17 protein-coding genes are annotated in these 23,962 nt (G+C 62.7%); 2 read left to right on the top strand and 15 right to left on the bottom strand.

The features are described 5' to 3' along the window. Positions 1–181: 181 nt before the first annotated feature. A complete protein-coding gene (locus H3T93_RS02145) occupies positions 182–502 on the top strand; it encodes a hypothetical protein (RefSeq protein ID WP_144177130.1) in 321 nt (106 codons plus the stop codon). Positions 503–560: 58 nt separating this feature from the next. Here H3T93_RS02145 and metF read toward each other — a convergent pair whose 3' ends face one another. From metF to lepA, 12 genes are all read right to left on the bottom strand, one after another. Continuing rightward, complete coding sequence (metF, locus tag H3T93_RS02140; protein WP_144177131.1) at positions 561–1,442, bottom strand: methylenetetrahydrofolate reductase [NAD(P)H]; 882 nt, start codon at positions 1,440–1,442, stop codon at positions 561–563. After that, positions 1,435–3,771: a 5-methyltetrahydropteroyltriglutamate--homocysteine S-methyltransferase gene (gene metE, locus H3T93_RS02135; RefSeq protein WP_144177132.1), complete on the bottom strand. Its 2,337-nt coding sequence runs from the start codon at positions 3,769–3,771 to the stop codon at positions 1,435–1,437. Before metE ends, metF begins: the two co-directional genes overlap by 8 nt. A gap of 178 nt (positions 3,772–3,949) precedes the next feature. Further along, positions 3,950–4,510 carry a SixA phosphatase family protein gene (locus H3T93_RS02130; protein WP_046322947.1) on the bottom strand — a complete coding sequence of 187 codons (561 nt, stop codon included), beginning with the start codon at positions 4,508–4,510 and terminating at the stop codon, positions 3,950–3,952. Between the two features lie 80 nt (positions 4,511–4,590). Further along, positions 4,591–5,715: a tRNA (adenine-N1)-methyltransferase gene (locus H3T93_RS02125; RefSeq protein ID WP_144177133.1), complete on the bottom strand. Its 1,125-nt coding sequence runs from the start codon at positions 5,713–5,715 to the stop codon at positions 4,591–4,593. A 6-nt stretch (positions 5,716–5,721) separates the two neighbouring features. Beyond that, positions 5,722–7,668: an ABC transporter ATP-binding protein gene (locus tag H3T93_RS02120; protein ID WP_144177134.1), complete on the bottom strand. Its 1,947-nt coding sequence runs from the start codon at positions 7,666–7,668 to the stop codon at positions 5,722–5,724. Further along, positions 7,669–9,432 carry an ABC transporter ATP-binding protein gene (locus H3T93_RS02115; RefSeq protein WP_144177135.1) on the bottom strand — a complete coding sequence of 588 codons (1,764 nt, stop codon included), beginning with the start codon at positions 9,430–9,432 and terminating at the stop codon, positions 7,669–7,671. Positions 9,433–9,572: 140 nt separating this feature from the next. After that, positions 9,573–10,412 (bottom strand): ABC transporter ATP-binding protein, encoded by an 840-nt coding sequence (locus H3T93_RS02110; RefSeq protein ID WP_110425633.1) that lies wholly within the window; start codon positions 10,410–10,412, stop codon positions 9,573–9,575. 2 nt (positions 10,413–10,414) lie between these two features. Further along, entirely contained in the window at positions 10,415–10,867 is a 453-nt protein-coding gene (locus H3T93_RS02105; RefSeq protein WP_232348597.1) for a DUF2975 domain-containing protein, read from the bottom strand. 45 nt (positions 10,868–10,912) lie between these two features. Then, positions 10,913–12,460, bottom strand: a complete 1,548-nt coding sequence (locus H3T93_RS02100; protein WP_144177136.1) for a glutamate synthase subunit beta — start codon at positions 12,458–12,460, stop codon at positions 10,913–10,915. A gap of 1 nt (position 12,461) precedes the next feature. Continuing rightward, the gene (gltB, locus tag H3T93_RS02095; RefSeq protein WP_186363885.1) at positions 12,462–17,036 is read right to left on the bottom strand and encodes a glutamate synthase large subunit; all 4,575 of its coding nucleotides are present in this window, start codon (positions 17,034–17,036) and stop codon (positions 12,462–12,464) included. Between the two features lie 123 nt (positions 17,037–17,159). Beyond that, positions 17,160–18,503, bottom strand: a complete 1,344-nt coding sequence (gene hemW / locus H3T93_RS02090; RefSeq protein ID WP_110425278.1) for a radical SAM family heme chaperone HemW — start codon at positions 18,501–18,503, stop codon at positions 17,160–17,162. Between the two features lie 4 nt (positions 18,504–18,507). Then, positions 18,508–20,385: a translation elongation factor 4 gene (gene lepA, locus H3T93_RS02085; RefSeq protein ID WP_110425279.1), complete on the bottom strand. Its 1,878-nt coding sequence runs from the start codon at positions 20,383–20,385 to the stop codon at positions 18,508–18,510. A gap of 145 nt (positions 20,386–20,530) precedes the next feature. Here lepA and rpsT point away from each other — a divergent pair, with 145 nt between their 5' ends. Next, positions 20,531–20,791 carry a 30S ribosomal protein S20 gene (gene rpsT, locus H3T93_RS02080; RefSeq protein WP_110425280.1) on the top strand — a complete coding sequence of 87 codons (261 nt, stop codon included), beginning with the start codon at positions 20,531–20,533 and terminating at the stop codon, positions 20,789–20,791. A gap of 41 nt (positions 20,792–20,832) precedes the next feature. On the opposite strand, the gene H3T93_RS02075 is transcribed toward rpsT, so the two are convergent. The 3 genes from H3T93_RS02075 to H3T93_RS02065 form a co-directional block, all read right to left on the bottom strand. Then, positions 20,833–21,639: a trimeric intracellular cation channel family protein gene (locus H3T93_RS02075; RefSeq protein WP_144177139.1), complete on the bottom strand. Its 807-nt coding sequence runs from the start codon at positions 21,637–21,639 to the stop codon at positions 20,833–20,835. A gap of 183 nt (positions 21,640–21,822) precedes the next feature. Next, positions 21,823–22,950: a branched-chain amino acid aminotransferase gene (locus H3T93_RS02070; protein WP_144177140.1), complete on the bottom strand. Its 1,128-nt coding sequence runs from the start codon at positions 22,948–22,950 to the stop codon at positions 21,823–21,825. Positions 22,951–23,141: 191 nt separating this feature from the next. After that, a complete protein-coding gene (locus H3T93_RS02065; protein ID WP_046322957.1) occupies positions 23,142–23,765 on the bottom strand; it encodes a 50S ribosomal protein L25/general stress protein Ctc in 624 nt (207 codons plus the stop codon). Between the last annotated feature and the right edge of the window lie 197 nt (positions 23,766–23,962).

Here is a 23,962-nt window from a genome sequence, read left to right as displayed (position 1 = left end):
CCTTGTCTGTCATGCAGTCCGTTGAGTTGCTCAACTACATTAAGAGGATGCGTTCCGAGGGCCGCAGCATTCTCCATCCGTCGCGATTTGCTGGACGTTTGCGCTGTTTTCGAACGCATAGCGGTCATGTGTGGCGCCAGAAAAGCCTTACCCGAACAATCATGAACTAAGGAATCCTAGAATGCAACTGACCGATATCCTCCTGACCGTCGTCTGTGCCCTGATAGGACTGGCATGGGGACTGATTTGCGGACTTCTGCCGAAGAAAAACGACCGACTTACCGATTCGCAACAACGCTGGACACCGGTCTTACCTCTGGTCGGGGTCGGTTTGGTGGTGATTCTCATTCTGTTGGGACGTGATCTGGCCTCCTGGATAACCATCGGAGCGATGGTTCTTGGGCTGTTGATTGGCATAATACGGCCGCTGAACAGAGTTGCGCTCAAAGCCTGCCCATGGCTGAGGCCCCGCACCGATGATCAAGGCCGAAAGCGTCGCTGAAAGCTGGAAATCATGCTTTTACGGTCATCGATGCGGGGCCTCAACTGATTTTATTCGGTCATTTCTGGTTACTGACCGGCTCCTCCTTGGTGCCTACCTGCCGGAAGAGGTGACGGACGTTGTGCCAGATGCGCCGGGTAACACCAGAGTGGTTCATGGAGTAGAGGTGGATACCGTCCACTCCATGGGCCACCAGGTCGGCGATCTGCTGTGAGGCGTAGATGATGCCCGCCTCGCGCAGGTTGGCCCGGTCGTCACCCCAGCGATCCAGGATGGACTCGACCGCAGCCGGGATCCGCGCCTTGCAGACTTCGCTCATGTGCCGTACCTGGCCCTCGTTGGTAATGGGCATGATGCCAGCCTCAATGGGCACCCGGATGCCGGCTGCCCGAGCCCGGTCCAGGAAGTCTAGAAAATCAGCATTGTCGTAGAAGAGTTGCGAAACCAGATGATCCACGCCGGAATCGACTTTGATTCGCAGATTCTCCATGTCCTCCTCGGGCGAGGCGGCCTCCGGGTGGGTCTCCGGATAACAAGCTCCGTATATCGACAGGTTGGGCCGACGGGAGCGGATGTAGGCTGCAAGGTCGCTGGCATGTTCGAATACTCCGGCGGGCTCACGGCCCTCCACGCTGTCGCCGCGCAGGGCCAGCACCGCTGCCACCCCTGCGTCATCAAACATGTCCAGTGCCTGGTCAATCACCTCGCGGTCCGCATACTGGGCGGTCAAGTGCGCCACGGCAGGGATGCCATATTCGGTATGTATGGTCTTGGCTATGCGGGCCGTGGCCGTACGGTCCGAGCGCCGACCGGTCCCGTAAGTCACCGAGATGAAGTCGGGCATCAGTCCTTCCAGCCCATCCAGGGTGTCATAGATGGTGCCCACCGGGGCATCGCGCTTGGGGGGAAAGACCTCCAGGGAAAAGATAGGCTCATGCATGATCCGACTCCTGACTGGACGATAGCTCCGCGCGCACCTGATGGGCGGCGGCCACCATGTGCTCCAGGCTGGGCCAGGTCTCCTTATCGCCTCGGGTCTTGAGTCCGCAGTCGGGATTGATCCATACCTTGGCCGCATCGAGCTTCTTCAGTATGGCGTGGATCCGGTCCACGATCTCCTCGGTGGAGGGGATGCGCGGCGAGTGGATGTCGTAGACTCCAGGGCCTGCCTCGGTCTCGAACTTGGCCTCCTGAATGGCATCAAGAACGGTCAGATCGGAGCGGGATGCTTCGAAGGAGATCACATCGGCGTCCATGGCATCAATGTCCTTGAAGATGTCGTTGAACTCCGAGTAGCACATGTGGGTGTGAATTTGGGTAGTGGGTTTAACCCCGGAATGTACCAGCCGGAAGGCGGGAATGGCCCAGTCCAGGTATCGGCTGTGCCAGTCGGAGCGCCTTAGCGGCAGCTTCTCGCGCAGGGCGGCCTCGTCGATCTGGATGATGCGGATGCCCGCAGCCTCCAAGTCCAGGACCTCATCACGGATGGCCAGGGCCAGCTGGCGGGTCTGCTGCTTGTGATCGATGTCCTCGCGGGGCCAGGACCAGTTGAGAATGGTCACCGGACCGGTCAGCATCCCCTTGACCACATGGTTGGTACGGGACTGGGCGTATGAGGACCAGCGCACGGTGATGGGCCGGGCGCGGGAAATGTCCCCCCAGACAATCGGAGGTTTGACGCAACGGGTGCCATAGGACTGGACCCAGGCATTCCGGGTGAACAGGTAGCCCTTGAGGTTCTGGCCGAAGTATTCGACCATGTCGTTGCGCTCGAACTCGCCATGGACCAGAACATCCAGGCCGATCTGCTCCTGGTGGTCGATGACCTGGTCAATTTTGCGGGCGATGAAGCTGTCGTAGTCCTCCTGGCTGATCTCCTTCTTGCGAAGGCGGGCCCGCTCGGCGCGGACCTCGGCGGTCTGGGGGAAGGAGCCGATGGTGGTGGTTGGCAGCAGGGGCAAACCCAGCTCCTGGGCCTGGATCCTCTGGCGCTCGGGCCGAGCCGGGGTGCGTACAAAGTCCTCGTCCTTAAGACCGGCCAGGCGTTGCTGCACCTGGGGGTCGGGCTGTACGCGGCTGCCGTCGAAGAGTCTCTGGTTATCGGCAAGAGCCTTGCTGGAACGGCGTTGGTCCTCGTCGGCATCAGCCAGCTGAGCCAGGTCGTGCAGCTCGCCCAGCTTCTCCAGGGCGAAAGCGAAGTGAGGCCGCACGGTGTCGGCATCCAGCCCATCCTCGTCGGCCACGGTGTAGGGCACATGCAGGAGGGAGCATGCGGTGGACACCACCACGTTCGAGGTCACCTGGTGCAGGGCATCCAGCAAGCCCAGGCTGACTGCGTAGTCGTTGCGCCAGATGTTGCGACCGTTGACCAGGCCGGCAAAGATGGTGGTTCCATCCGGCACGCCGTGCTCCTTCAGGGCCGCCAGATTCTCATCCCTGCCCTCGACCAGATCCAGGCCGATGCCATCGAAGCCAAGGTCAGCCAGCCGATCGTAGCAGTCGCCCACATGGCCGAAGTAGGTGTTGAGGAGGATACGGACCTTGCCCTCGTCACTCTCGCGGGCGTTGAGAATGGGCCGGTAGAGGGTCTCGAAGAGATCCTGGTCGCCCCGTTCCTTGTCCAGGACCAGGTAGGGTTCGTCCAGCTGCACCCAGTCGGCGTTAAGGCCGATGAACCGCTCCAGAATAGTCGCATAGGCTTTGGCCAGGTCCTGGACCAGCGCCGGGTCGGGATCCAGCAGCTCGCCCTGGGGGCCGCGTGCCAGCTTGAGGAAGGTGTATGGGCCGATCAGCACCGGCTTGGCGGCGACGCCCTGCTCGCGCGCCTCCTGGAACTCTTTGAAGGGCTTGTCGCCTTCAAGAACGATTTTGGTGTCCTGATCGATCTCGGGAACCAGGTAGTGGTAATTGGTGGTGAACCACTTCTTCATAGGCAGGGCGGTCACGTCACCCTGCTCCCCCTGGTAGCCGCGGCCCATGGCGAAGAGGGTGTCCTCGGGGCCCAGGTCCAGCTTCCGATAGCGCTCAGGCACGACGCCCAAGAGGATAGAAGTATCCAAGACCTGGTCGTAGTAGCTGAAATCATTGACGGGAATCAGGTCGACGCCAGCCTCCTGCTGAAGCTGCCAATGTCTGGCACGCAGGTCCGCGCCCGTGCGCCGGACCTCGTCCAGATTCCGTTCGCCCTTCCAGTAGCCCTCGATGGCCCTCTTGAGTTCACGATGCGCACCGATGCGCGGGAACCCGGACACGGATGTAATCGCTGCCATGAAACCTCCCAGTTTCGTCCTGATGTCTTCGGTCAGCCTATCAGCGGCGGGGGGAGGCGGGTAATTGGTGCAAATAAGGTGTCGCCATAACTTGAATCGATAACGACAGGACTACGGGCAGAGGACTGTTGGTCACTAAGACTGCCTCTGAAGGGTTGCCTATAGCTCGTTCCGCCAGTCAGTCCTCCAGGTCCTGCGGGCCAAGAATGCCAAGCAAACGGGCCTGATGGGTTCCCCAGTCGGTCAAGGGTCGCTCAGAGCCCAGAAGAACCATGGTGGCCGGGGGCAGTCCAAGATTGAGCAGGTCCAAAAGATCGGGATCGGAGTTGTCCTCGGCCAGCCACTGTGAGCAGATAGACATGGTGGGCTCGTGCCCTAGGATCAGGACCCGGCGGTCACGGTCCTCGGTCTGCGCCAGTTCGTCGAAGACTGCCTGCATGCCCGATTCGTAGAGGGATTCCCGGTAATCGACACGGGGTCCGTCACCCAGAGGTTTGAGCATGCCGTCCAGGGTCTGACGGGCTCGGGGCGCACCCGAGCAGATAATGCGGTCGGGAACCAGACCCAAAGCAGTCAATCCACGGCCCATGATCCGGGCCTGTTTCTGGCCACGGTCGGTCAGCTGACGGCTGCGATCGCCCTGTGACCCCTGGCGATCGGTCTTGGCGTGACGCATAAGCATAAGAGTTCGGCTACACCTGCGCAGATCCTCGGCCTTCAGTCCTTTTCGTAAACCCATGCATGCTTCCTTTCCCGAAGTTCAAATCAGGCATCTTTTCCATTATGGCAGAGCTGACTGAAGGTGCGGGTCATGGGCGATCAGCCTTCCTGACCCTGGCCTCCCTGCAGGGTGCGCACCTGATGGTCCAGGTCGCGCAACACCTTGCGCAGCTTACGATCGGAGACCCGGCGCAGCTCCAGATCCTCCACGTCCTGCATCTCACGCTCCTGACTGAATTTACTAATCGTGTCAGGCCGCCTGCTCTGATCCACATCGGTTTGGTAGTCCTTGGTGGCCCGGACATGCTTGCGAAGAGCCTGCTGGCCCGGAGCCATGGCTCTGCTAATCAAGAGGAAGCCGGTGTGTCCGATCATCTCATGCTCTGGCCGGACCGCTAGGCCGTCGGCCTTCCAGGAGCGCTCCAGACTCTCCATGATTTCTGGCTCAGTCCACCGTCCGTCGGCGCGCAGGGCCTCGGCCAGCCGGCTAAGCTGGGTGGTGGTGGTCACGTAGGCGGTCAGCACGCCGCCGGGGGCCATGACACGATAGGCCTGTTCCAGACGGTTCCATGGGTCCAGCATGTCCAGAACGATACGGTCGAATCCGTCCTCTGGCAGGTCTGCAGCAATGGCATCAAAGTCGCCGGTACGCAGATCCCACTGGGCTGGGCGCTGCCCAAAGAAGACGGTGGCGTTCCCCATAGCCACCCGGGCGAACTCCTCCCGCCGTTCAATGCTGGTCAGCTTCCCCTCTGTGCCAATGGCATCCAGAAGACCCAGACTCATGGCCCCTGAGCCGGCTCCTGACTCCAGAACCCTCATGCCGGGACGGATGTCGCCCAGAAGGATGACTCGGGCCACATCCTTGGGGTACATGATCTGAGCACCCCGAGGCATGGAGAGAATGTAGTCCTCAAGCCGTGGACGCATAACAGTGAAAGCCCATCCCCCGATGCCTCGTGAGGACTTCCAAGGTTTGGCCCTGTCAGGCGCTTCTGTGTCAATGCTGGCATCCTGTTTGTGGCGCATCTTCCGCCACTTGTCGGCCGAGATGGTCACTACCACGGATCCCTCGGGCAGGCCAATCATGGCCTCGTGCGGCAGGAGGCCATGATCGGTCTGGGTCAAACCGCCAGGTTCCAGCATGACCGTCAGCTTGCGGCAACGCCGGTCGGTCAGCTGGACCCGCTCCCCTACGCTCAGCGGACCGCGTCTAAAGCTCATGCCTCCTCAGCCCTCCTCGCCCTTGGTGAACTGAGAGTTATAGAGGGATGCATAGGCGCCGCCGCGCTCCAGCAGCTGGTCATGGGTGCCCTGCTCAACCACCGAGCCGTGGTTGACCACCAGAATCAGGTCGGCGTCGCGGATGGTGGACAGCCTGTGCGCTATGACGAAGGAAGTCCTGCCCTTGCGCAGAGTATTCATAGCCTGCTGGACCAGCAGCTCGGTCCTGGTGTCCACCGAGGATGTGGCCTCGTCCAGGATCAGGATGTCGGGGTCAGACAGGAAAGCCCGGCAGATGGTCATCAGCTGGCGTTCGCCCTGGCTTAGCTCGCTGCTGTCCTCATTGAGTACCGTATCGTAGCCCTGGGGCAGCTTGCGGATGAACTCGTCCACGTGGGTGGCCTTGGCCCCGTCGATCATGGTCTGCTCTGGGATGGTCTGTCCCTCGTCCAGCCCGTAGAGCAGGTTGTCGCGGACGGTCCCGTCAAAGAGCCAGGTGTCCTGCAGGACCATACCGAAGTGGCTGCGCAGGTCGTGACGGGTCACCCTGGAGGTGTCCACGCCGTCGATGGTGATGCGCCCGCCCTGGATCTCGTAGAAGCGCATGAGCAGGTTGACCAGGGTCGTCTTGCCCGCCCCGGTGGGCCCGACGATGGCTATGGTCTGTCCAGGTTTGGCCTCAATGGAAAGGTCTTTAATCAGCGGTTCGGCCGGATCATAGGAGAAGCGGACATGGTCGAAGCGGACATGGCCCTCGACCTTGCCTCCGGTCTCCTGGCCCAGATGGTCGGGATGCTCGATGTCCGGCACCTCCTCGGCCTCGTCCAGAAAGTCGAAGACCCTGCGGCAGGAGGCCAGGGAGGACTGGAGCATGGTGCCCATGGAGGCCAGCTGACCGATAGGTTGTGAGGCCTGACGGGTGTACTGGGTGAAGGCCTGCAGACCGCCCAGACTCATGCTGCCGTTGAGCACGTGCACGCCGCCGATGATGACCACGATCACGAAGCTCAGGTTGCCGAAGAAGGTAGACATGGGCGTGACCAGAGCCGAGAAGAAGGAGGCCTTGAAGCTGGCCTGATAGAGCTCCTGGTTGCGCTCCTCGAACTCCTCTTCAGCCTTACGCTGATGGCCGAAGGCCCGAACCACCATGTGACCGGAGAACATCTCCTCCACGTGGCTGTTGACCTGGCCGGTGCGGATCCACTGCCGGGTGAACTGGGGCTGGGTCTTCTTGAGGATGAAGCCCGCGCACAGTGCCATGACCGGGATGATGATGAAGGCGATCAGTGTCAGCAGGGGCGAGATGGTCAGCATCATGATGAAGGCGCCGATGATGGAAAAGACCGAGAAGATCAGCTCGCCCAGAATCTGCTGCAGAGTTCCCGAGATGTTGTCGATGTCGTTGGTGGTCCGGCTCATGACCTCGCCGCGCGGGGTCCGATCGAAGTACTGCAGGGGCAGCCGGTCCAGCTTGTCCTCAATCTGTCTGCGCATGGTATAGACCGCGTCTGAGACCAGCCGGGTCATCAGGAAGTTCTGCACCAGCCTGACCAGGATGGAGACCAGGTAGATGCCGATGACGAACATGAGGATAGTGCCGAAGCGCCCCCAGTCGATCCCCACGCCCACCTGGACGTTCATGGAGTCGATCATCCGGGCGAACTTGTCCTGACCGCGAGACTGCAGATAGGTGACCACAGCCTGCTTGGGAGTGCCGGGCTTGGCGCCCATCTTGACCAGCATGGACCCCAATAGCCCCTCGAAGAGGACGTTGGTGGCCTCGCCCATTACCTTGGGACCGATGACAATCATGGCCACGGCGGTCATGCCGGCGAGGACCATGACGATGACCCTCCAGGGGCTGGCCAACAGATAATGGACCAGCCGGCCCACGGTGTGACGGCGACCGCCCACGGCCTGCGAGCCTGTATTTACGCTCAAGTCCTTAGCCATCTACTCGGCCCTCCCCTCGTCAATGCTGAGCTCTTCCACGTCGGGACCCTGACCGCCCTGGGATTGGACGATCTCCTGGTAGGTTGGGCAGTCCTTCATGAGCTGGTCGTGGGTGCCCCGGCCGACGATGCGTCCACGGTCCAGGACCAGAATCTGGTCGGCCTCGCGGATGGAAGCCGCCCGCTGGGCCACGACGATCTGGGTGGCCTCTCGGGTGACCGGCACCAGGGCCTCGTGCAGGGCCCGGTCGGTGGTCATGTCCAGTGCGGAGAAGGAGTCGTCGAAGGTGTAGATGCGGGGATTCCGCAGGATGGCCCTGGCCATGCAAAGACGCTGCTTCTGCCCGCCAGAGAAGTTGGTACCACCCTCGGCCACACGGGCATCCAGGCCCTCGGGGATCTCACGCACAAAGTCCTCGGCCTGGGCGATGCGCAAGGCCTCCCAAATGCGGTTGTCGTCGGCGTCGGGGTCCCCATAGTGCATGTTGTCGCGGATGGTCCCGGTGAAGAGAGTGGCTTTTTGCGGGACTGGCCCGAATATCAGGGCCAGCTGGTCGGGGTCGTACTCACGCACGTCGTGCCCGTCCACCAGGACCTGGCCATCGGTGACGTCGAACATGCGGTTGGAAAGTCTGATGATGGTGGACTTGCCGGATCCCGTGGCCCCGATAATTGCAGTGGTTGTCCCCGGCCGTGCGGTGAAGGAGATGTCCGAAAGGACCGGGTCCTGGGCGCCCGGGTAGCTGAAGTCCACGTGCTTGAACTCCAGCAGTCCCTGGGGGTGCTCGTTGCGGTAGGGATGCTCGGGTGCTGCAATCTCGCTGGTGGCCTCCAGGACCTCGTTGATCCTTCGGGCGGCCACAGCGGCCCTGGGCAGCATGACTGACATCATGGCGGCCATCATCAGGCCTGACAGGATGATCATCAGGTACTGGATGAAGGCCTGCAAGGCGCCGATCTGCATAGCCCCGGAGTCGATGCGGCGGCCGCCGAACCACATGATGGCCACATTGGACATGTTCAGCAGGAACCACATGAGCGGCACCATCATGCTCATCAGCCGGCCGGTGGAGATCAAAACACCATAGACGTCGCGGTTCGCTTTGTCGAAACGTGCCGCCTCGGTCTTCTCACGGACGAAGGCGCGGATGACCCGCACGCCTGAGATCTGCTCACGGACCAGACGGTTGACGGAATCCAGCATGTTCTGCAAGCGGGTGAACAGGGGTCCCATCCTGCCCATGAGTACCAGGGCCACCAAGAGGATAAGGGGGACGATGACCGCCAACGACCAGGTCAGGGGGCCGTCTTGGCGCAAGGCCAAAACCAGACCGCCGATCAGCATGACCGGGGCCTGCAGGATGATCATCAGGGTCTGCATGGTAGTCATCTGCATCTGCTGAACGTCATTGGTGGTGCGTGTGATCAGGGATCCCGCCGAGAAGCGCTCAATCTCGTTGAGGCTGAAGCCCTCCACCGAGGCGAACAGGTCCCTGCGCAGCTCGTAGCCCATCCTCATGGACAGACGTGTGGCGCAGTAGACGGCGACCACATTGGCAACGATCTGGATGGCGGTGATCCCCATCATCTCCCAGCCGATCCTGTAGATGGCGTCCTGGTCGCCTACGGCCACGCCCTTGTCGATGATGTCCGCCTGCAGGTTGGGCAGATAAAGGTTCAAGGCCGTCTGCGCCACCTGGAAGAGCACCAGAACGGCCACCTGGAGCCAGTAAGGCCGCAGGTAGCGGGTCCATATCTTGATCACGTCAACATCCTTCACGCATACAGGTCTGCCGCGGTCCCTGGGCAGACAAACCACCACAGTCTATACCCGCGCCTCGGTGAACGAATTTGCTATTCCTTGAGCTGATACGGGCATGTCAGAACTTCGGCGGCAAGTGGTCTTCATACGGCGAAGGCACCCCAACGTCCGTCGCGGTGGACCACGGTCAGGTCCAGACCGAAGAGCTCGCTCAGGCGTGGACCGGTCAGTCCACCCTCCAGGGGCCCCTGGTAGACGACGGTGCCAGGATCCGGATCGCCTGTGTCTGCAGTGTCCACAGGACGTCGTCCCATCATGGCTATCCGATCGAAGCCCAGAGGAATCTCCTCAAGCCGATGGGTGACCAGGATGACCGTCCTGTCCCTGTCCTCCCTGCCTATGTCGCTCAAGGCCCTGAGCACCAGCTCACGGCCACCCAGGTCCAGTCCTGTGGTCGGCTCGTCCAGAATGAGCAGGTCGGGATTGGCCATCAGCGCCCGGCATATCAGCACCCGGCCGCGCTCACCCTCGGAGAGCCGGTACATGCGCTTGCCCTTGAGGTAGGCGATGCCGAACCGATCCATCAAGGCCAGGGTGGCCTCCTCCTGCTCGGCCGTGAAGGTCTCCCTCCAGCGGCCGGTAGTGTCGCTGAAGGCGGTCAGCACCACGTCGTAGGGATCCTCCTGAGGGCTGATGGTCTTGGCCAGGCCAGCCGAGGCCAGACCAATCCGATGCCGGTAGGAGAAGACGTTCACCTTGCCCAGCCGGTTGCCCAGGATCTCTACGCTGCCGGTGCTGGGGAAGCCTCTGGTGCTCATCATGGCCACCAGGGTGGATTTGCCCACGCCGTTGGGTCCGAAGAGTACCCACTTCTGCCCGCGGCCCACCTCAAGATTGACATCATCAAGAATGACCCGGCCCTGACGGCGGAATCCCACATGCTGCATGAGCACAGCCTGCTTTTCTGCCACGCTTTCGGTCATGGTCACAGGGCCGTTCCGTAGGAGTCCAGTCGGGGATTGTCCCGGTTGCCGCCGACCAGGAAGAGCCCCAGTACGCCCAGGCAGAAGACCGCCGCGATGGCGATGGTGGCCCAGATTGGAACGTGGGGCAGCCACATGCAGACCAGGAAGGCCAGGCCGGAGCAAATGATCAGGGCCCAGACCAGGATTCGCAGCCACTGACGCACACCACTAGGAGCCTTCAACAGACGGGGGTTGCGATTGTTGGGGTCCACGGAGTCCTTCTGCACCAGGTCATCGGTGTGCCCGGTGGGCTTCCACTCGGCGTCCTGGCCAGCCTCCAGCCGACGGGAACGCTCCTGCAAGGCCCGTTCGTCCATCACTCCGGCCCTGCCCTTGGCCGCCATCCTCCGGTCGTCGCTGCCGCCACGGCGGCTCCGCTTGGCCTGCGCCCTACGTTCAGCGCGGTTGGTCATATCCCACTGCCTCCATCCCTTCGATCGGCACCATACCTTTTCATATTAGCGTGGGCACCGGTCGGCCGCAGGCAGAGTCATGGCGCGCTCATCGGCTCGAATAGGAGCAGGCAGTTCGGTGGCGCCGGTCAGATACCGGTCCACTGCCGCCGCGCAGGAACGACCCTCGGCCAGCGCCCAGACCACCAGGGACTGGCCGCGTCCGGCATCACCGCACACGAAGATCCCGTCACGATCGGTGGCATAGTCGGCATCACGGGCCACGTTGCCGCGAGGGTCCAGTCCTACGCCGGTCTGTCCTGTTAGGGTGACCGTCTCCGGATGGGCAAAGCCAATGCTGATCAGCACCAGGTCTGCAGGCAGAACTCGCTCGGTGTCGGGATGGGGGATGATTCGGTCCTGGTCGTCACGACTGACATCCACCACGCGAACGCCGCGCACTCGTCCCTCATCGTCCCTGTCGAAGCCGGTGGGGGCGCTGGTCTGGTCCAGGTTGATTCGGTCATCAGCCCCGGCACCCAGGTATTCCAGGCTGTCCACCGCGTATTCGTAGTGGCCGCCCTCCTCCATGGAGGAGGTGGGATTGTAAAGCCTGGCGTAAGTTGGCCAGGGCCGGTTATCAGGCCTGGATGAGGGTTCCCGAGGCCGGATCTGCAGGACGGTGACCGACTTGGCGCCCTCTCGAAGAGCCGTGCCCAAACAGTCCGACCCGGTGTCGCCGCCGCCGATGATGATGACGTTCTTGTCGCATGCATCGATGTCGTTGATGGGCTCGCGGCCCATGAGTTTACGGGTGGGGTCAGGCAGAAAGTCCATGGCGTAGTGGATACCCTTCAGCTCCCGTCCGGGCAGGTCCACACGCCGGGGTTCGGTGGAACCGATGGCCACCACCAGGGCATCGTATCGGGCACGCAGCTGGTCCCAACCCAGTTCTCGGCCGATTTCGACGCCAGTGCGAAATCGGGTTCCCTCGGCCTCCATCTGCTCCAACCGGCGATCCAGCAGGGACTTCTCCAGCTTGAAGGCGGGAATGCCGTAACGCAAGAGGCCACCTATGGCATCGGCGCGCTCATAGACAACTACCGTGTGTCCGGCCCTGGTCAACTGCTGGGCGCAGGCCAACCCTGCTGGACCCGACCCGACCACAGCCACAGTCATGTCGGTCAACCGCTGCGGAGGCCGGGGCTTGACCAGACCCAGGGACCAGGCTTGGTCGATGATGGTCTGCTCGTCAAGCTTGATGGTGGTGGCCGGTTGATGGATCGAGAGCACGCAGGAGGACTCGCAGGGAGCCGGGCAGATCCGTCCGGTGAACTCCGGGAAGTTATTGGTCAGGCTCAACCGCTCGTAGGCCTCCTCCCAGCGGCCCCGGGACAGCAGGTCGTTGAACTCGGGGATCAGGTTGCCCAGAGGGCAGCCGGTCATGCAGAAGGGGGTGCCGCAGTCCATGCAGCGGGCGGCCTGCTCGGCGGTCCAGGGCCCGGGGCCGGTGGGCTGGTGTACATCCCGCCAGTCCTTCAGACGTTCAGCGACCGGGCGCTCGGCCAGTTCGTACCGGGTACGTACCTTAAGAAATCCCTTGGGGTCGACCATATTAGTGCGCTCCTTCCATGACCTGGGCGTAGGTGGCATCCCAGACGCCGGGCTCGTTGAAGTCCACCTGCTCACGTTCGGCCTCTTCCATGGCCTGCTTCATGGCCAAATAACGACGGGGTACCAGATGGGTGAACCGGGCCAGCGCGCTTGGCCAGTCCGCAAGCAGGGCGGCTGCAGCCTTTGAGCCAGTCAGCCGGACATGCTCCGCTATCAGTTCCTTGAGCATGGCCGCCTGGTCCTGGTCGGGCTCCAGGGCCAGCAGGGAGCCGTCATTCCAGGCTTGAGGATTGAGCCGAGAGGTATCCATATCCAGCAGGTAGACATCCCCTCCTGAGAAGCCAGCGCCGAAGTTGCGTCCAGCGGAACCCAGAACCACCACCAGTCCTCCGGTCATGTACTCGCAACCGTGGTCGCCCAGGCCCTCGACCACGAAGCGGCCGCCACCGTTGCGCACGGCAAAGCGCTCACCGGCCCGCCCGGCCACGAACATATCGCCTGAGGTGGCACCGAATCCTGCCACGTTGCCGCAGATGACGGTCTCGTGAGGATCGAAGCGAACTCCCTGGGCAGCGTGGAGGACCAGACGGCCGCCGGACAGGCCTTTGCCTGCATAGTCGTTGGCCTCACCGATCACCCGAATGGTCTCGCCCCTAGGAATGAAGGCGCCCAGGGACTGTCCGGCAGAACCTGTCAGCGTGATGTCCACGGTGTTCGGGGGCAGGCCGGCCGCACCGTATTTGCGGGTGATCCTGTAGCCCAGCATGGTACCTACGCTCCGGTTGACGTTGCGCACGGTTCCCTTGATGGCCACCGGCCGACCCTCGTCCAAGGCATCGACGGCCTGATTAATCAGGTCCACATCCAGTGACTTATCCAGCTCGTGGTCCTGGGCCTGAGTGTGGTGCAGTACAGTGCCCGGAGTGGGACCCGGCTTGCGCAGTATGGCATCCAGGTCGATGCCCTGGCTCTTCCAGGTGCGCACGGAGGGGTCCCGGCGCAGACATTCCACGTGGCCGACCGCCTCCTCCAGGCTGGCGAAGCCCAGGGAGGCCAGGATCTCCCGCACCTGGCGGGCCATGAACATGAAGAAGTTGATCAGATCCTCGGGCCGGCCAGTGAAGCGCGAGCGCAGCTCCGGATCCTGGGTGGCTATGCCCTGGGGGCATGTGTTTTTGTGGCAGGCCCGCATCATGACGCAGCCCTCCACCTGCAGCGCTGTGGTGGCGAAGCCGAACTCCTCGGCCCCAAGCAGAGCGGCTATGACCACGTCGCGGCCGGTTTTGAGCTCACCGTCGCACTGGACCACGATTCGCGAGCGCAGGTCGTTCATGACCAGGGTCTGCTGGGTCTCGGCCAGGCCCAGCTCCCAGGGGGTACCAGCGTGCTTGATGGCGTTGAGCGGGGCTGCCCCCGTGCCGCCGTCCTGGCCAGAGATGAGGACCACGTCGGCATGACACTTGGCCACGCCTGCGGCCACGGTTCCCACCCCATGCTCGGAGACCAGCTTGACATGGATGCGGGCCTGGGGGTTGGCCATCTTCAGGTCGTGGATGAGCTGCTTGAGATCCTCGATGGAGTAGATGTCGTGATGGGGCGGAGGCGAGATGAGCTCGACCCCGGGTGTGGAACGCCTGACCTGGGCGATCCAGGGCGGAACCTTGGCACCGGGAAGGTGGCCGCCCTCCCCCGGCTTGGCTCCTTGTGCCAGCTTGATCTGCAGATCGGTGGCCGAGACCAAGTAGTCGCTGGTCACCCCGAACCGGGCTGATGCCACCTGTTTGATGCGACTGGTCCGAGCCGGGTCTGCAATCCGGTCCGGGGACTCGCCGCCCTCACCCGAGTTGGACCGGGCTCCGAGTCGGTTCATGGCCAAAGCCATGGTTTCATGGGCCTCCTGGGAGATGGATCCGTAGCTCATGGCGCCGGTGGAAAAGCGGGTCACGATCGACTCCGCTGGCTCCACATGGTCCAGTGGTATGGGCGCCCTGTCGGAGTGCAACTCCATAAGGCCGCGCAGGGTCAAGCCCTGCTTTGCCGCCGCGTTCACATGGTTCGTATAGTCCCTGAAGAGTCCGTAGTCCCCGCGCTTGGTGGACTGCTGGAGCAGGAAGATGGACTCCGGGTCGTTCAGGTGGTCCTCGCCGGTGCGACGCCAGTGGTAGTTGCCGCCTGTTTCCAAGTCATGCCCGGATCCGGCGGTCCACTCGATAGGGTAGGCCACCCGATGGCGCTGAGCCACCTCGGCGGCTATCTCGTCAAGGCCTATGCCGCCCACCAGGGAGGTGGTGCCGGTGAACCAGCGATCGATGACCTCCTGGCTCAGCCCGACGGCCTCGAAGAGCTGGGAGCCACGGTAGGACATAATGGTGCTCACGCCCATCTTGCTCATGATTTTGAGGACGCCGGTGCTTAAAGCCCGAACCAGGTTGTCGGAGGCCTTTTTGGCGTCCACATGCAGGTCCCCGCTGTTGGCCAGATTCTCCACAGACTCCAGAGCCAGGTAGGGGTTGACGCAGGCGGCGCCGTAGGCGATCAGCAGGGCCACATGGTGGACCTCGCGCACATCTCCGGCCTCCACGGCCAGGGAGACCTGCGTGCGGGTGTGCTGACGAAGCAGATGGTGCTGTACGGCCCCGGTCAGCAGCAGGGAGGGTATGGGTCCCCAGATGTGGTTGGAGTCCCGGTCGGACAGGACAAGCACATTGCAGCCCTCCTCGATGGCCTGATCCACATCCCTTTCGATGGCTTCCAGACGCTCCTCAAGCGCCTTGCCGCCTCCGGCCACCTGGTAGAGGCCGCGGATCAGACGGGGGCGGAAGCGGCCTTCCAAGACCGGCGCCCGGTCCAGACGCTTGATCTGCGCCATCTGGACGGAGTTCACCACTGGCAGGTCGATGTGAATCTTCCAGGCGTGCTCGGGAGTGTCTTCCAAAAGATTGGGCTCGGGGCCGATGGCCGAGGCGATGCTGGTCACCAGCTCTTCGCGCTCCCAGTCCAGGGGCGGATTGGTGACCTGGGCAAACTTCTGGGTGAAGTAGTCGAAGAGCATACGGGACCGGCGTGAGAACACGGCGATGGGCGCGTCATTGCCCATTGAGCCGATGGGCTCACTGCCGGTTTCGGCCATGGGCCCCAACAGCATGGTCAGGTCCTCCCGGGTGTAGCCGAAGGCCTGCTGTCTGCGGTGGACCGAGATGCGCGAGTAATTGACGTGTTCACGCTCGGGCAGATCGTCCAGGCGGACGGTGCGCTCGGAAATCCACTTCCTGTAGGGGTGCAGACCGGCAAGCTGGCGCTTGATCTCGCTGTCGGGCACTATCCGGCCCTCTTTGGTATCGGCCAGGAACATGCGCCCCGGCTCCAGCCTGCCCTTGGCGATTATGGATTCCTGGGGTGTATCCTCCAGGACGCCGGCCTCAGAGGCCAGGACCAGGTGGCCGTCTTCGGTCAGCTGCCAGCGGCCGGGACGCAAGCCATTGCGATCCAGCTGGGCGCCCACCAGGGTTCCGTCGGTGAAGACGATGGCCGCCGGTCCGTCCCAGGGCTCGATCAGGGCGTCGTTGTACTGGTAGAAGGCCTTCAGGTCAGGATCCATGTCCGGATCCTGCTGCCAGGCCGGAGGCATCATCATGGAGACTGCATGGGGCAGGGACCGCCCGGCCAGGTGGAGCAACTCCAAGGTCTCGTCGAAGGTGCCCGAGTCAGAGGCTCCAGGCGTATTGACGGGCAGCAACGGGGCCATATCGCCCAGAAGCTCCGAGCTCAGCTTTCCCTCCCGGGCCGACATCCAGTTGCGGTTGCCCTGGATGGTATTGATTTCCCCGTTGTGGGCGATCATTCGGAAGGGCTGGGCCAGGGGCCAGGAGGGGAAGGTGTTGGTGGAGAAGCGGGAATGGACGATGGCCAGGCGGGCCTTCATAGCCGGATCGCTCAGGTCGGGGAAGAAGCCCTGCAGCTGCTTGGTGGTCAGCATGCCCTTGTAAGTGATGGTCCGGCAGGAAAGGGAGGCGAAGTAGACGCCCAGTTCATGCTCGGCCCGCTTGCGGACCCGATAGCCCAGCCGCTCCAGATCCAGTCCTCCGCGGCCTTGAGGACCGGCATCGCACATTATGGGCATGAGGAAGCGGGGCATGGAGGCCAGGGCCTGCAGACCCAGTCCGTCAGGATTGGTGGGCACTGCCCGCCAGGCCAGGACGCGCAGCCCCTCTTGGCCGGCGATCGAGGCTATGGCCTCTTCTTGGCTGGCAGCATGAGCCGGATCCCTGTCCAGGAAGGCCATGCCTGCCAGATAGTGGCCGGCTTCAGGCAGATCCCGGTAGACGCGGGTGCGCATGAACTCGTCAGGCATGGAGAGCATGATGCCGGCCCCATCGCCGGTGTTGGGCTCGGCTCCCACGGCCCCTCGGTGGTCCAGGTTGACCAGTACGCGGATGCCCTGCTCGACGATCAGTCTTTCGTCCCGTCGGTTGAGGGTGGCCACCATGCCGAAACCGCAGGCATCGTGTTCCGTATCAGGGTCATAGAGCCCTTGCGGGCCGTGAACGTGCAGATCGAGAGGGGCCGTGAATGACACTGCAATCACCTCATTCGTGGACGGGGGCGGGGCCGGCATGCTCCACCCTTGAAGAGCCTGGTCATTGGTGAATCAACAGGATAATGCATCCACAGGTGACATCCGTGTAACGTTCCGCAGTGTCTAACGAATTCCTACCGCCTCCAGGACCTGATCGATGACCAGATCGTTGAGCAGGCGACCCCGGCGGGTCACCTGAATTCTGTCACTTACGGGCAGCAGGAGGCCCTGATTGACCAGATCCTTGAGAATCTTCGGGTCGGCCGGACGACCCGCCTGCCTGGTCAGCCGATCCAGTCCCAAGCCTTCGGGCAGGCGCAGGGCCAGCATGACGGTCTCCTCCAGGTCCTGCCTCCAGCCCAGCAGCTCAGCATCCTGCCATGGCACATGTCCGGCATTCATCGCGGCGGCCCAGTCCCTGGGGTGGGCGATGTCCCAGGAGCGAATGGCCCGGGCACGCCGCTCCCCCAAGCCAGGCTCCGGCGAAAGCCACCAGCGTGCCCCGGGCTCGGCCTCTTGCGCTGATGCTTTTCCAGTGGCCCTGAACCCAGGTGAGACGAAGGAAACGGACTCCGACTCCCAGGCTTCTTCCACTGGTGCCGTGCCAGTGACCTGGCCTTCCAGACCCCGATAGTGCGAGTGGGCGCCGGGCCCGATGCCGGCCCAGTCCACGTTGTGCCAGTAACCCAGGTTGTGGCGGCTCTCCTGGCCGGGACGGGCCCAGTTGGAGATCTCGTACCAGTTAAGGCCTGCCTGGGAGAGCATATCGTCGGCCATCTCGTACTTGGCCGCCTCGTCATCGTCATCGGGGGCGGGAAGTTGACCCCGACGCACAGCTCGGCCCATCTTGGTGGTCGGTTCCAGGGTCAGGGCATAGGCAGAGACATGGTCCACGCCCAGGTTCAGGGCCGCCTGCAGGCTGGTCCGCCAATCCTCGAGCCGCTCCCCTGGCGTGCCGTAGATCAGATCCACGCTGGCCCTAAGCCCCAAATCATGGGCAGCGGCCACATCAATGGTCACATTGGCCGGGGTGTGGGTGCGATCCAAGGTGGCCAGGACGCTGGGCACAGCTGACTGCATACCGAAGGAGACACGATTGATACCGCCCCTGAGCAGCTGCTCCAGGTAGGCCCGATCCACGGTGTCGGGGTTGGCTTCGGTGGTGATTTCGGCATCCGGGGACAGCCCCCAGAGGTCGGCCACGGCCTCGACCATGCGCACCAGATCCTTGGCAGGCAGAATGGTCGGCGTGCCTCCGCCGAAGAAGATGGTGGACACGGGTGGCTCTATCAAACCTCGGGAGGTCTGCCAGTCGCGAACCATACGCATCTCCTGGATGGCCAGGTCGGCGTAGTGCTCCCGGCTGGCACCCCCGCCCAGGTCCCGGGCTGTGTAGGTGTTGAAGTCGCAATAGCCGCAGCGGCGTATGCAGAAGGGCACATGGATGTAGACCTGGTAGGATCCCACCCGTTCAGCCCTCCTTCTTGGCGGCGGCCCGGATCTTGTCCTTGGTGTCCCGATCCTGGGTCTGGCCAGTGCTCAGGGCGGCGATGAAGGCCTCCTGGGGCACTTCGACATGACCCAGCATCTTCATGCGCTTCTTGCCGGCCTTCTGCTTCTCCAGCAGTTTGCGCTTGCGGGTGATGTCGCCCCCGTAGCACTTGGCCAGCACGTCCTTGCGCAGGGCGCTGATGGTCTCCCGGGCGATGATCCGGGACCCTATGGCGGCCTGGATGGGAATTTCGAACTGCTGACGCGGAATCAGCTTGCGCAGCTTCTTGGTCATCATCACCCCGTAGGCGTAGGCCTTGTCCTTGTGGACGATGGCCGAGAAGGCGTCGATCTTCTCCCCCTGGATGAGGATGTCCACCTTGACTAGGTCGGCGGACTGGGTCCCGTCCGGCTGGTAGTCCAGGCTGGCGTATCCCTTGGTCCTGCTCTTCAGCTGGTCGAAGAAGTCGAAGACGATCTCGGCCAGGGGCATCCGGTAGTGCATCTCGACGCGCTCGGGGCTCAGGTACTCCATGGTCCCCATCTGCCCGCGATGGTCCTGACAGAGCTCCATGACCGGTCCGATGAACTCCTTTGGCGTGATGATGTCGGCGCTGACCACGGGTTCCAGAATCTGGCGCACCTTGCCGTCGGGGAACTCGCTGGGGTTGGTCACCGTGTGCTCGCTGCCGTCCTCCATGGTCACCTGGTAGGTGACGTTGGGGGCCGTGGCGATCAGATCCATGCCGAACTCCCTGCTCAGGCGCTCGGTGACAATCTCCATGTGCAGCAACCCCAGGAAGCCGCAGCGGAAGCCGAAGCCCAGGGCCACCGACGTCTCTGGCTCGTAGACCAGGGCGGCATCGTTGAGCTTGAGCTTGTCCAAGGCGTCTCGCAGCTCGGGGAACCGGGCGTTGTCGATGGGGAAGAGCCCGGAATAGACCATGGGCTGGGGGTCCTGATAGCCGGGCAGAGGCTCCTTGGCAGGGTTGGCCTCGGTGGTGACCGTGTCACCCACCTTGGACTGGCTAACGTCCTTGACGCCGGTGATCACGTAGCCGACCTCCCCGGCACCCAGGGCCTTGGTGGGGGTCATGTCCGGACTGATCACGCCCAGCTCGATGGGGTCGTGCACGGTCGCCCGGCCCATCATGCGGATCTTCTGGCGCTCTTTGAGCTCGCCGTCCACCATCCTGATGTAGGTGACGATTCCCCGGTAGGAGTCGTAGATCGAGTCGAAGATAAGAGCGCGGGCCGGAGCCTTGGGGTCCCCCTTGGGGGCGGGCACCTGGTCCACGATGCGGTCCACCAGCTCGCGGATCCCCTGGCCGGTCTTGCCTGACACACGGAGCACCTCATCAGTGGAGCAGCCGATCAGATTGGCAATCTCCTCGGCATGCTTGTCCGGCTCGGCCGAGGGCAGGTCGATCTTGTTGAGGACGGGGATGATGGTCAGGTCATCCTCCAAGGCCATATACAGGTTGGAGAGGGTCTGCGCCTCGATGCCCTGGGTGGCGTCCACCAGCAGCACCGCGCCCTCACAGGCTTCCAGAGCCCGGGATACCTCGTAGGTGAAGTCCACATGACCGGGGGTGTCAATCATTCCCAGGGTGTATTCGATGCCGTCCTTGACCCAGGGCAGGCGAACGGCCTGGGATTTGATGGTGATCCCGCGCTCCTGCTCGATGTCCATCCTGTCCAGGAACCGGTCGTGCATCTCGCGCTTGGGCACGATCCCACTCAGCTGCAGGATCCGGTCGGCCACCGTGGATTTTCCGTGATCGATGTGGGCGATGATGCAGAAGTTGCGGATCAGCGATTGGTCGGTGAATCCTGGTTGGTTCTTGGCTTCCTGCACCGGTCTGCTCTCCTCACGTACGTCTGGTCTAACGATTCTAGACGATGCCCTGGGCCGAAGCGCCCGCCTCTGGCGGATTCTTCTCCCGGTCGGGTGCTAGTATGGTGGGTTGTCTGTACAGATACATTCATCGTTTGGAGCAACATTGGCAAACATCAAGTCGCAGAAGAAGCGGGTCATCACCAACGAAAAGGCGCACCTGCGCAACAAGGAGGTCAAGAGCGCAATCAAGACCTCCGTGCGTTCCGTGCGCAAGGCCGTGGATGCCGGTGACAAGGAGGCCGCCCAGACTGCCTATCAGGTGGCCGCCCGCCGTCTGGACAAGGCTGCTGGCAAGGGGGTAATCCACCGCAACCAGGCCGCCAACCGCAAGTCCGGTCTGGCCAACGCCGTCAACGCCCTCTGAACCGAGTGGCCCCACAAGGGCCGGTGATCCAAGCGCTTGGATCACCGGCCCTTTTTGGTATCCGAATTCGCATCCGGATTCTCACCGGTATCCTCGTCGGTGTGCTTGATGGTGACGCTGATATTCGACCGGCCGCGCGTCAGATGACGGATGGCCCTGGCCAGCTGGGCATCGTTGAGCGGCAGCCGGGCCGAGCGCCGGTCCACTGCTCCAGGCACCAGAATGTCGAATTTCACCGAGATGATGCGCAGGACGACCACCAGGGCCACGACGGCCAGGTCCAGAGCCATGTCGACCCGTGCCGGATAGAGCCCGTGCTGCTGGGCGCGCGTGGATGCCAGGGTCAGCAGGCATCCGATCAGGGAAGGCAGCGCGTACCAATGCTGGTCCTGGATGACCGCAGGCACCTGGTTGAGAAGGATGTCTCGCAACAGACCGCCCACCAAGGCCGTGGCCATGCCCATAAAAATGGCCGTCATACCCCCGGTTCCACACATCAAAGCCTTGGCGGTCCCGTTGACAGCGAAAGACCCCAAGGCCATGGCATCGGTGACCAGCATGGACCAGGTCATCCTGCTGATTTCAGGATGAGCGACAGCTACGACCAGGCCGGATGCCAGGGTAACGATGACCGAGCCCTTGTCGGTGATGCCGCTGGGTGGCACCTGACCCAGCAGGACATCACGGACCACCCCGCCGCCCAGGGCGCTGATCCACGAAACCAGCAGAATGGCGATGATGTCGTAACCCTTACGCACAGCAGCCAGTCCGCCTGAAAGACCGCAACTGAGGATGCCCAGGTACTCGATGACCATGAAGACCAGGTTCCCCTCCAAGGCCGTCTTCATCCCGCGCCTCTCCTCCCGAACTTGTCCCGCACTCAGGTCCGTCTATAGATTAGCCAAACACACAGCAGAACAGGCCGGTGATGTGCGCAAGGCCACAAACATGAGAGAAATCGACCCAAGGCGGAATATCACCCTGGAGCCGCTTTCCTTTCAAGACCTATCAGGCAGTAATGGAGTCAGCGCTCAGCAGACCTTCCACATCCAGTCGTGCGGATCCTCGAGCTCGCCCAGCTGGATGCCCAGGAGCTCGTTGCGGAAGTCCATAGTAACCTTGCCTGAACCACCATCGGCCACCTCAACGTCGAAGTTCTCAGACTTGAAGCGCCCGATCGGTGTGATTATGGCGGCGGTCCCGCAGGCGAACACCTCGGTGACCTCGCCGGAGCGGATGTCGTCCAGCAGCGTGTCCAGACGGATCATGGTCTCAACCACGTCACGGCCGTGGTCCTGGGCCAGGGTGATCAGGGAGTTGCGGGTGACGCCGGGCAGAATGGTTCCGGTCAGGCTGGGGGTCTCCAGGTGTCCGTCCTTGTGGACGGTGAACATGTTCATGCCTCCAAGCTCCTCCAGGTAGGTCTTAGTGGCTGCGTCGACGAAGCAGACCTGCTCGCATCCGTGCTCAGCACCGCGGTTCTCACCCAGCAGGGATGCCGCATAGTTGCCGCCGCACTTGGCGAAGCCGGTGCCGCCGGGGCCGGTGCGGAACCACTTGTCTTCCACCCAGATGCTGACCGGCTTGACACCGCCGGCGAAGTAGGGTCCCGAGGGCGAGGCGATGACGCAATAATCCACCGCATGTGGAGCGCGCACACCCAGGAAAGGCTCGGAGGCGAACATATAGGGGCGCATATAGAGCGTATACTCACGACGCTTGGGCACCCAGGCCGCGTCACGGCGGACCAAGGCCGCGACCGATCCCAGGAAGTCATCGGGCTCGAGCGGAGGCAGGGCCAGACGCTTGGCGGAATTGTAGAAGCGCTGAGCATTGGCATCGGGCCGGAAGAGCCAGATGGAGCCGTCGTCATGGTAGTAGGCCTTGAGCCCCTCAAAGGCCTCCTGGGCATAGTGAAGCACCGAGGCGCCCGGATCCAGTCTGAGCGGTCCGTAGGGCTCAACCCTGCGGTCCTTCCAGCCGTCGTTTGAAGTCCATTCCATGTGGGCCATGTTGTCTGAGAAGAGCTGGCCGAAGGCAGGCTTATCAATCAGCCGGGCACGCTCCTCGTCAGAGGCGGGATGATCGTTGGGAATGACCTTGAAAGCGTCCGCCAACTCATTGAGTGCCTTCGGGTCGTGATGTGATTGCTCTGCCATTATCTACCACTTCTTCTTGCTACTGTATTGGTTGCTCGGGCGCTATGCTTATGGCGATGCCCGGTACCCGAACTATCGCATAGGCAGACCATGACCCGTTCAGCGTATTTCGCATAGTGACCGTTATAGACAAAAAGGCCGCAGGATCGTGATGATCCCACGGCCTTGCCTTGCAGATCGAACCTCTTGGTTCACTCGCTCTGTTCGTCGGCCTCCGGGGCAGCTTCCGCCTCGGTCTGTTCGGTTTCCTCGGTGGGGGTCTCCAGGCTCTCCTCCTTGGGGATCTCGACGGAGACGATGGATTCCTCCATATCGTCGATGATCAGCTCGGAGCCTTCGGGCAGCTTGATGTCCTTGGCCAGGATCTTGTCGCCCTCTGCCAGGCCTTCAACGCTGATATCGATGCGCTCGGGCAGGTTGGACACGTCGGCCCGGACCTGCAGGTTCTGGGTGTCGACCAAGGCCACGGCAGCGCCCTTGGTCTCGCCGCTGACGAAGACAGGCACCTCCACGGTGACCTTCTCGCCGGCGCGGACCTCATAGAAGTCGATGTGCTCTACCTGGCGCTTGACTGGGTTGCGCTGCACGTCCTTGACCACCGCCGTCTTGGTCTGTCCGCCGAAGCTGATGGAGAAGAGGGCGTTGGCGCGGCGCAGGGCTAAAGTGGTCTCGCGCATGGGCAGCTTGATGTAATCGGGCTGGGCGCCTCCGGCGTAGATGGTGGCGGGGATCTGCTGGGCCACGCGCATGCGGCGTGCCGCCCCCTTGCCAAATTGGTCGCGGACTTCGCCCTCGAGCTTAATTGTGTTAGCCATGTTGGCTTCCTTCCTTGAGTGGTTCCTCAAGACCGACCTGGGCCGGTCCTGGCGCATCGCCGCGTCGGATTCCGGACCGCCAAAAAGGAAAGGCCGCCGATGATCCAGCCGAGTCGATAACGGAGGCCATGAAGCCTCCCTCGCCAAAGCAACGTCCCCACTTTAGCACCGGGCTCACCCTTCTCCAAGTAGACGGC

Origin of the sequence: Bifidobacterium sp. M0404 (genome assembly GCF_016101415.1) — a bacterium.
Taxonomy (GTDB): domain Bacteria; phylum Actinomycetota; class Actinomycetes; order Actinomycetales; family Bifidobacteriaceae; genus Bombiscardovia; species Bombiscardovia polysaccharolytica.
The sequence above is the reverse complement of the archived record's forward strand: the minus strand, read 5'-3'. Positions and strand labels throughout refer to the sequence as shown.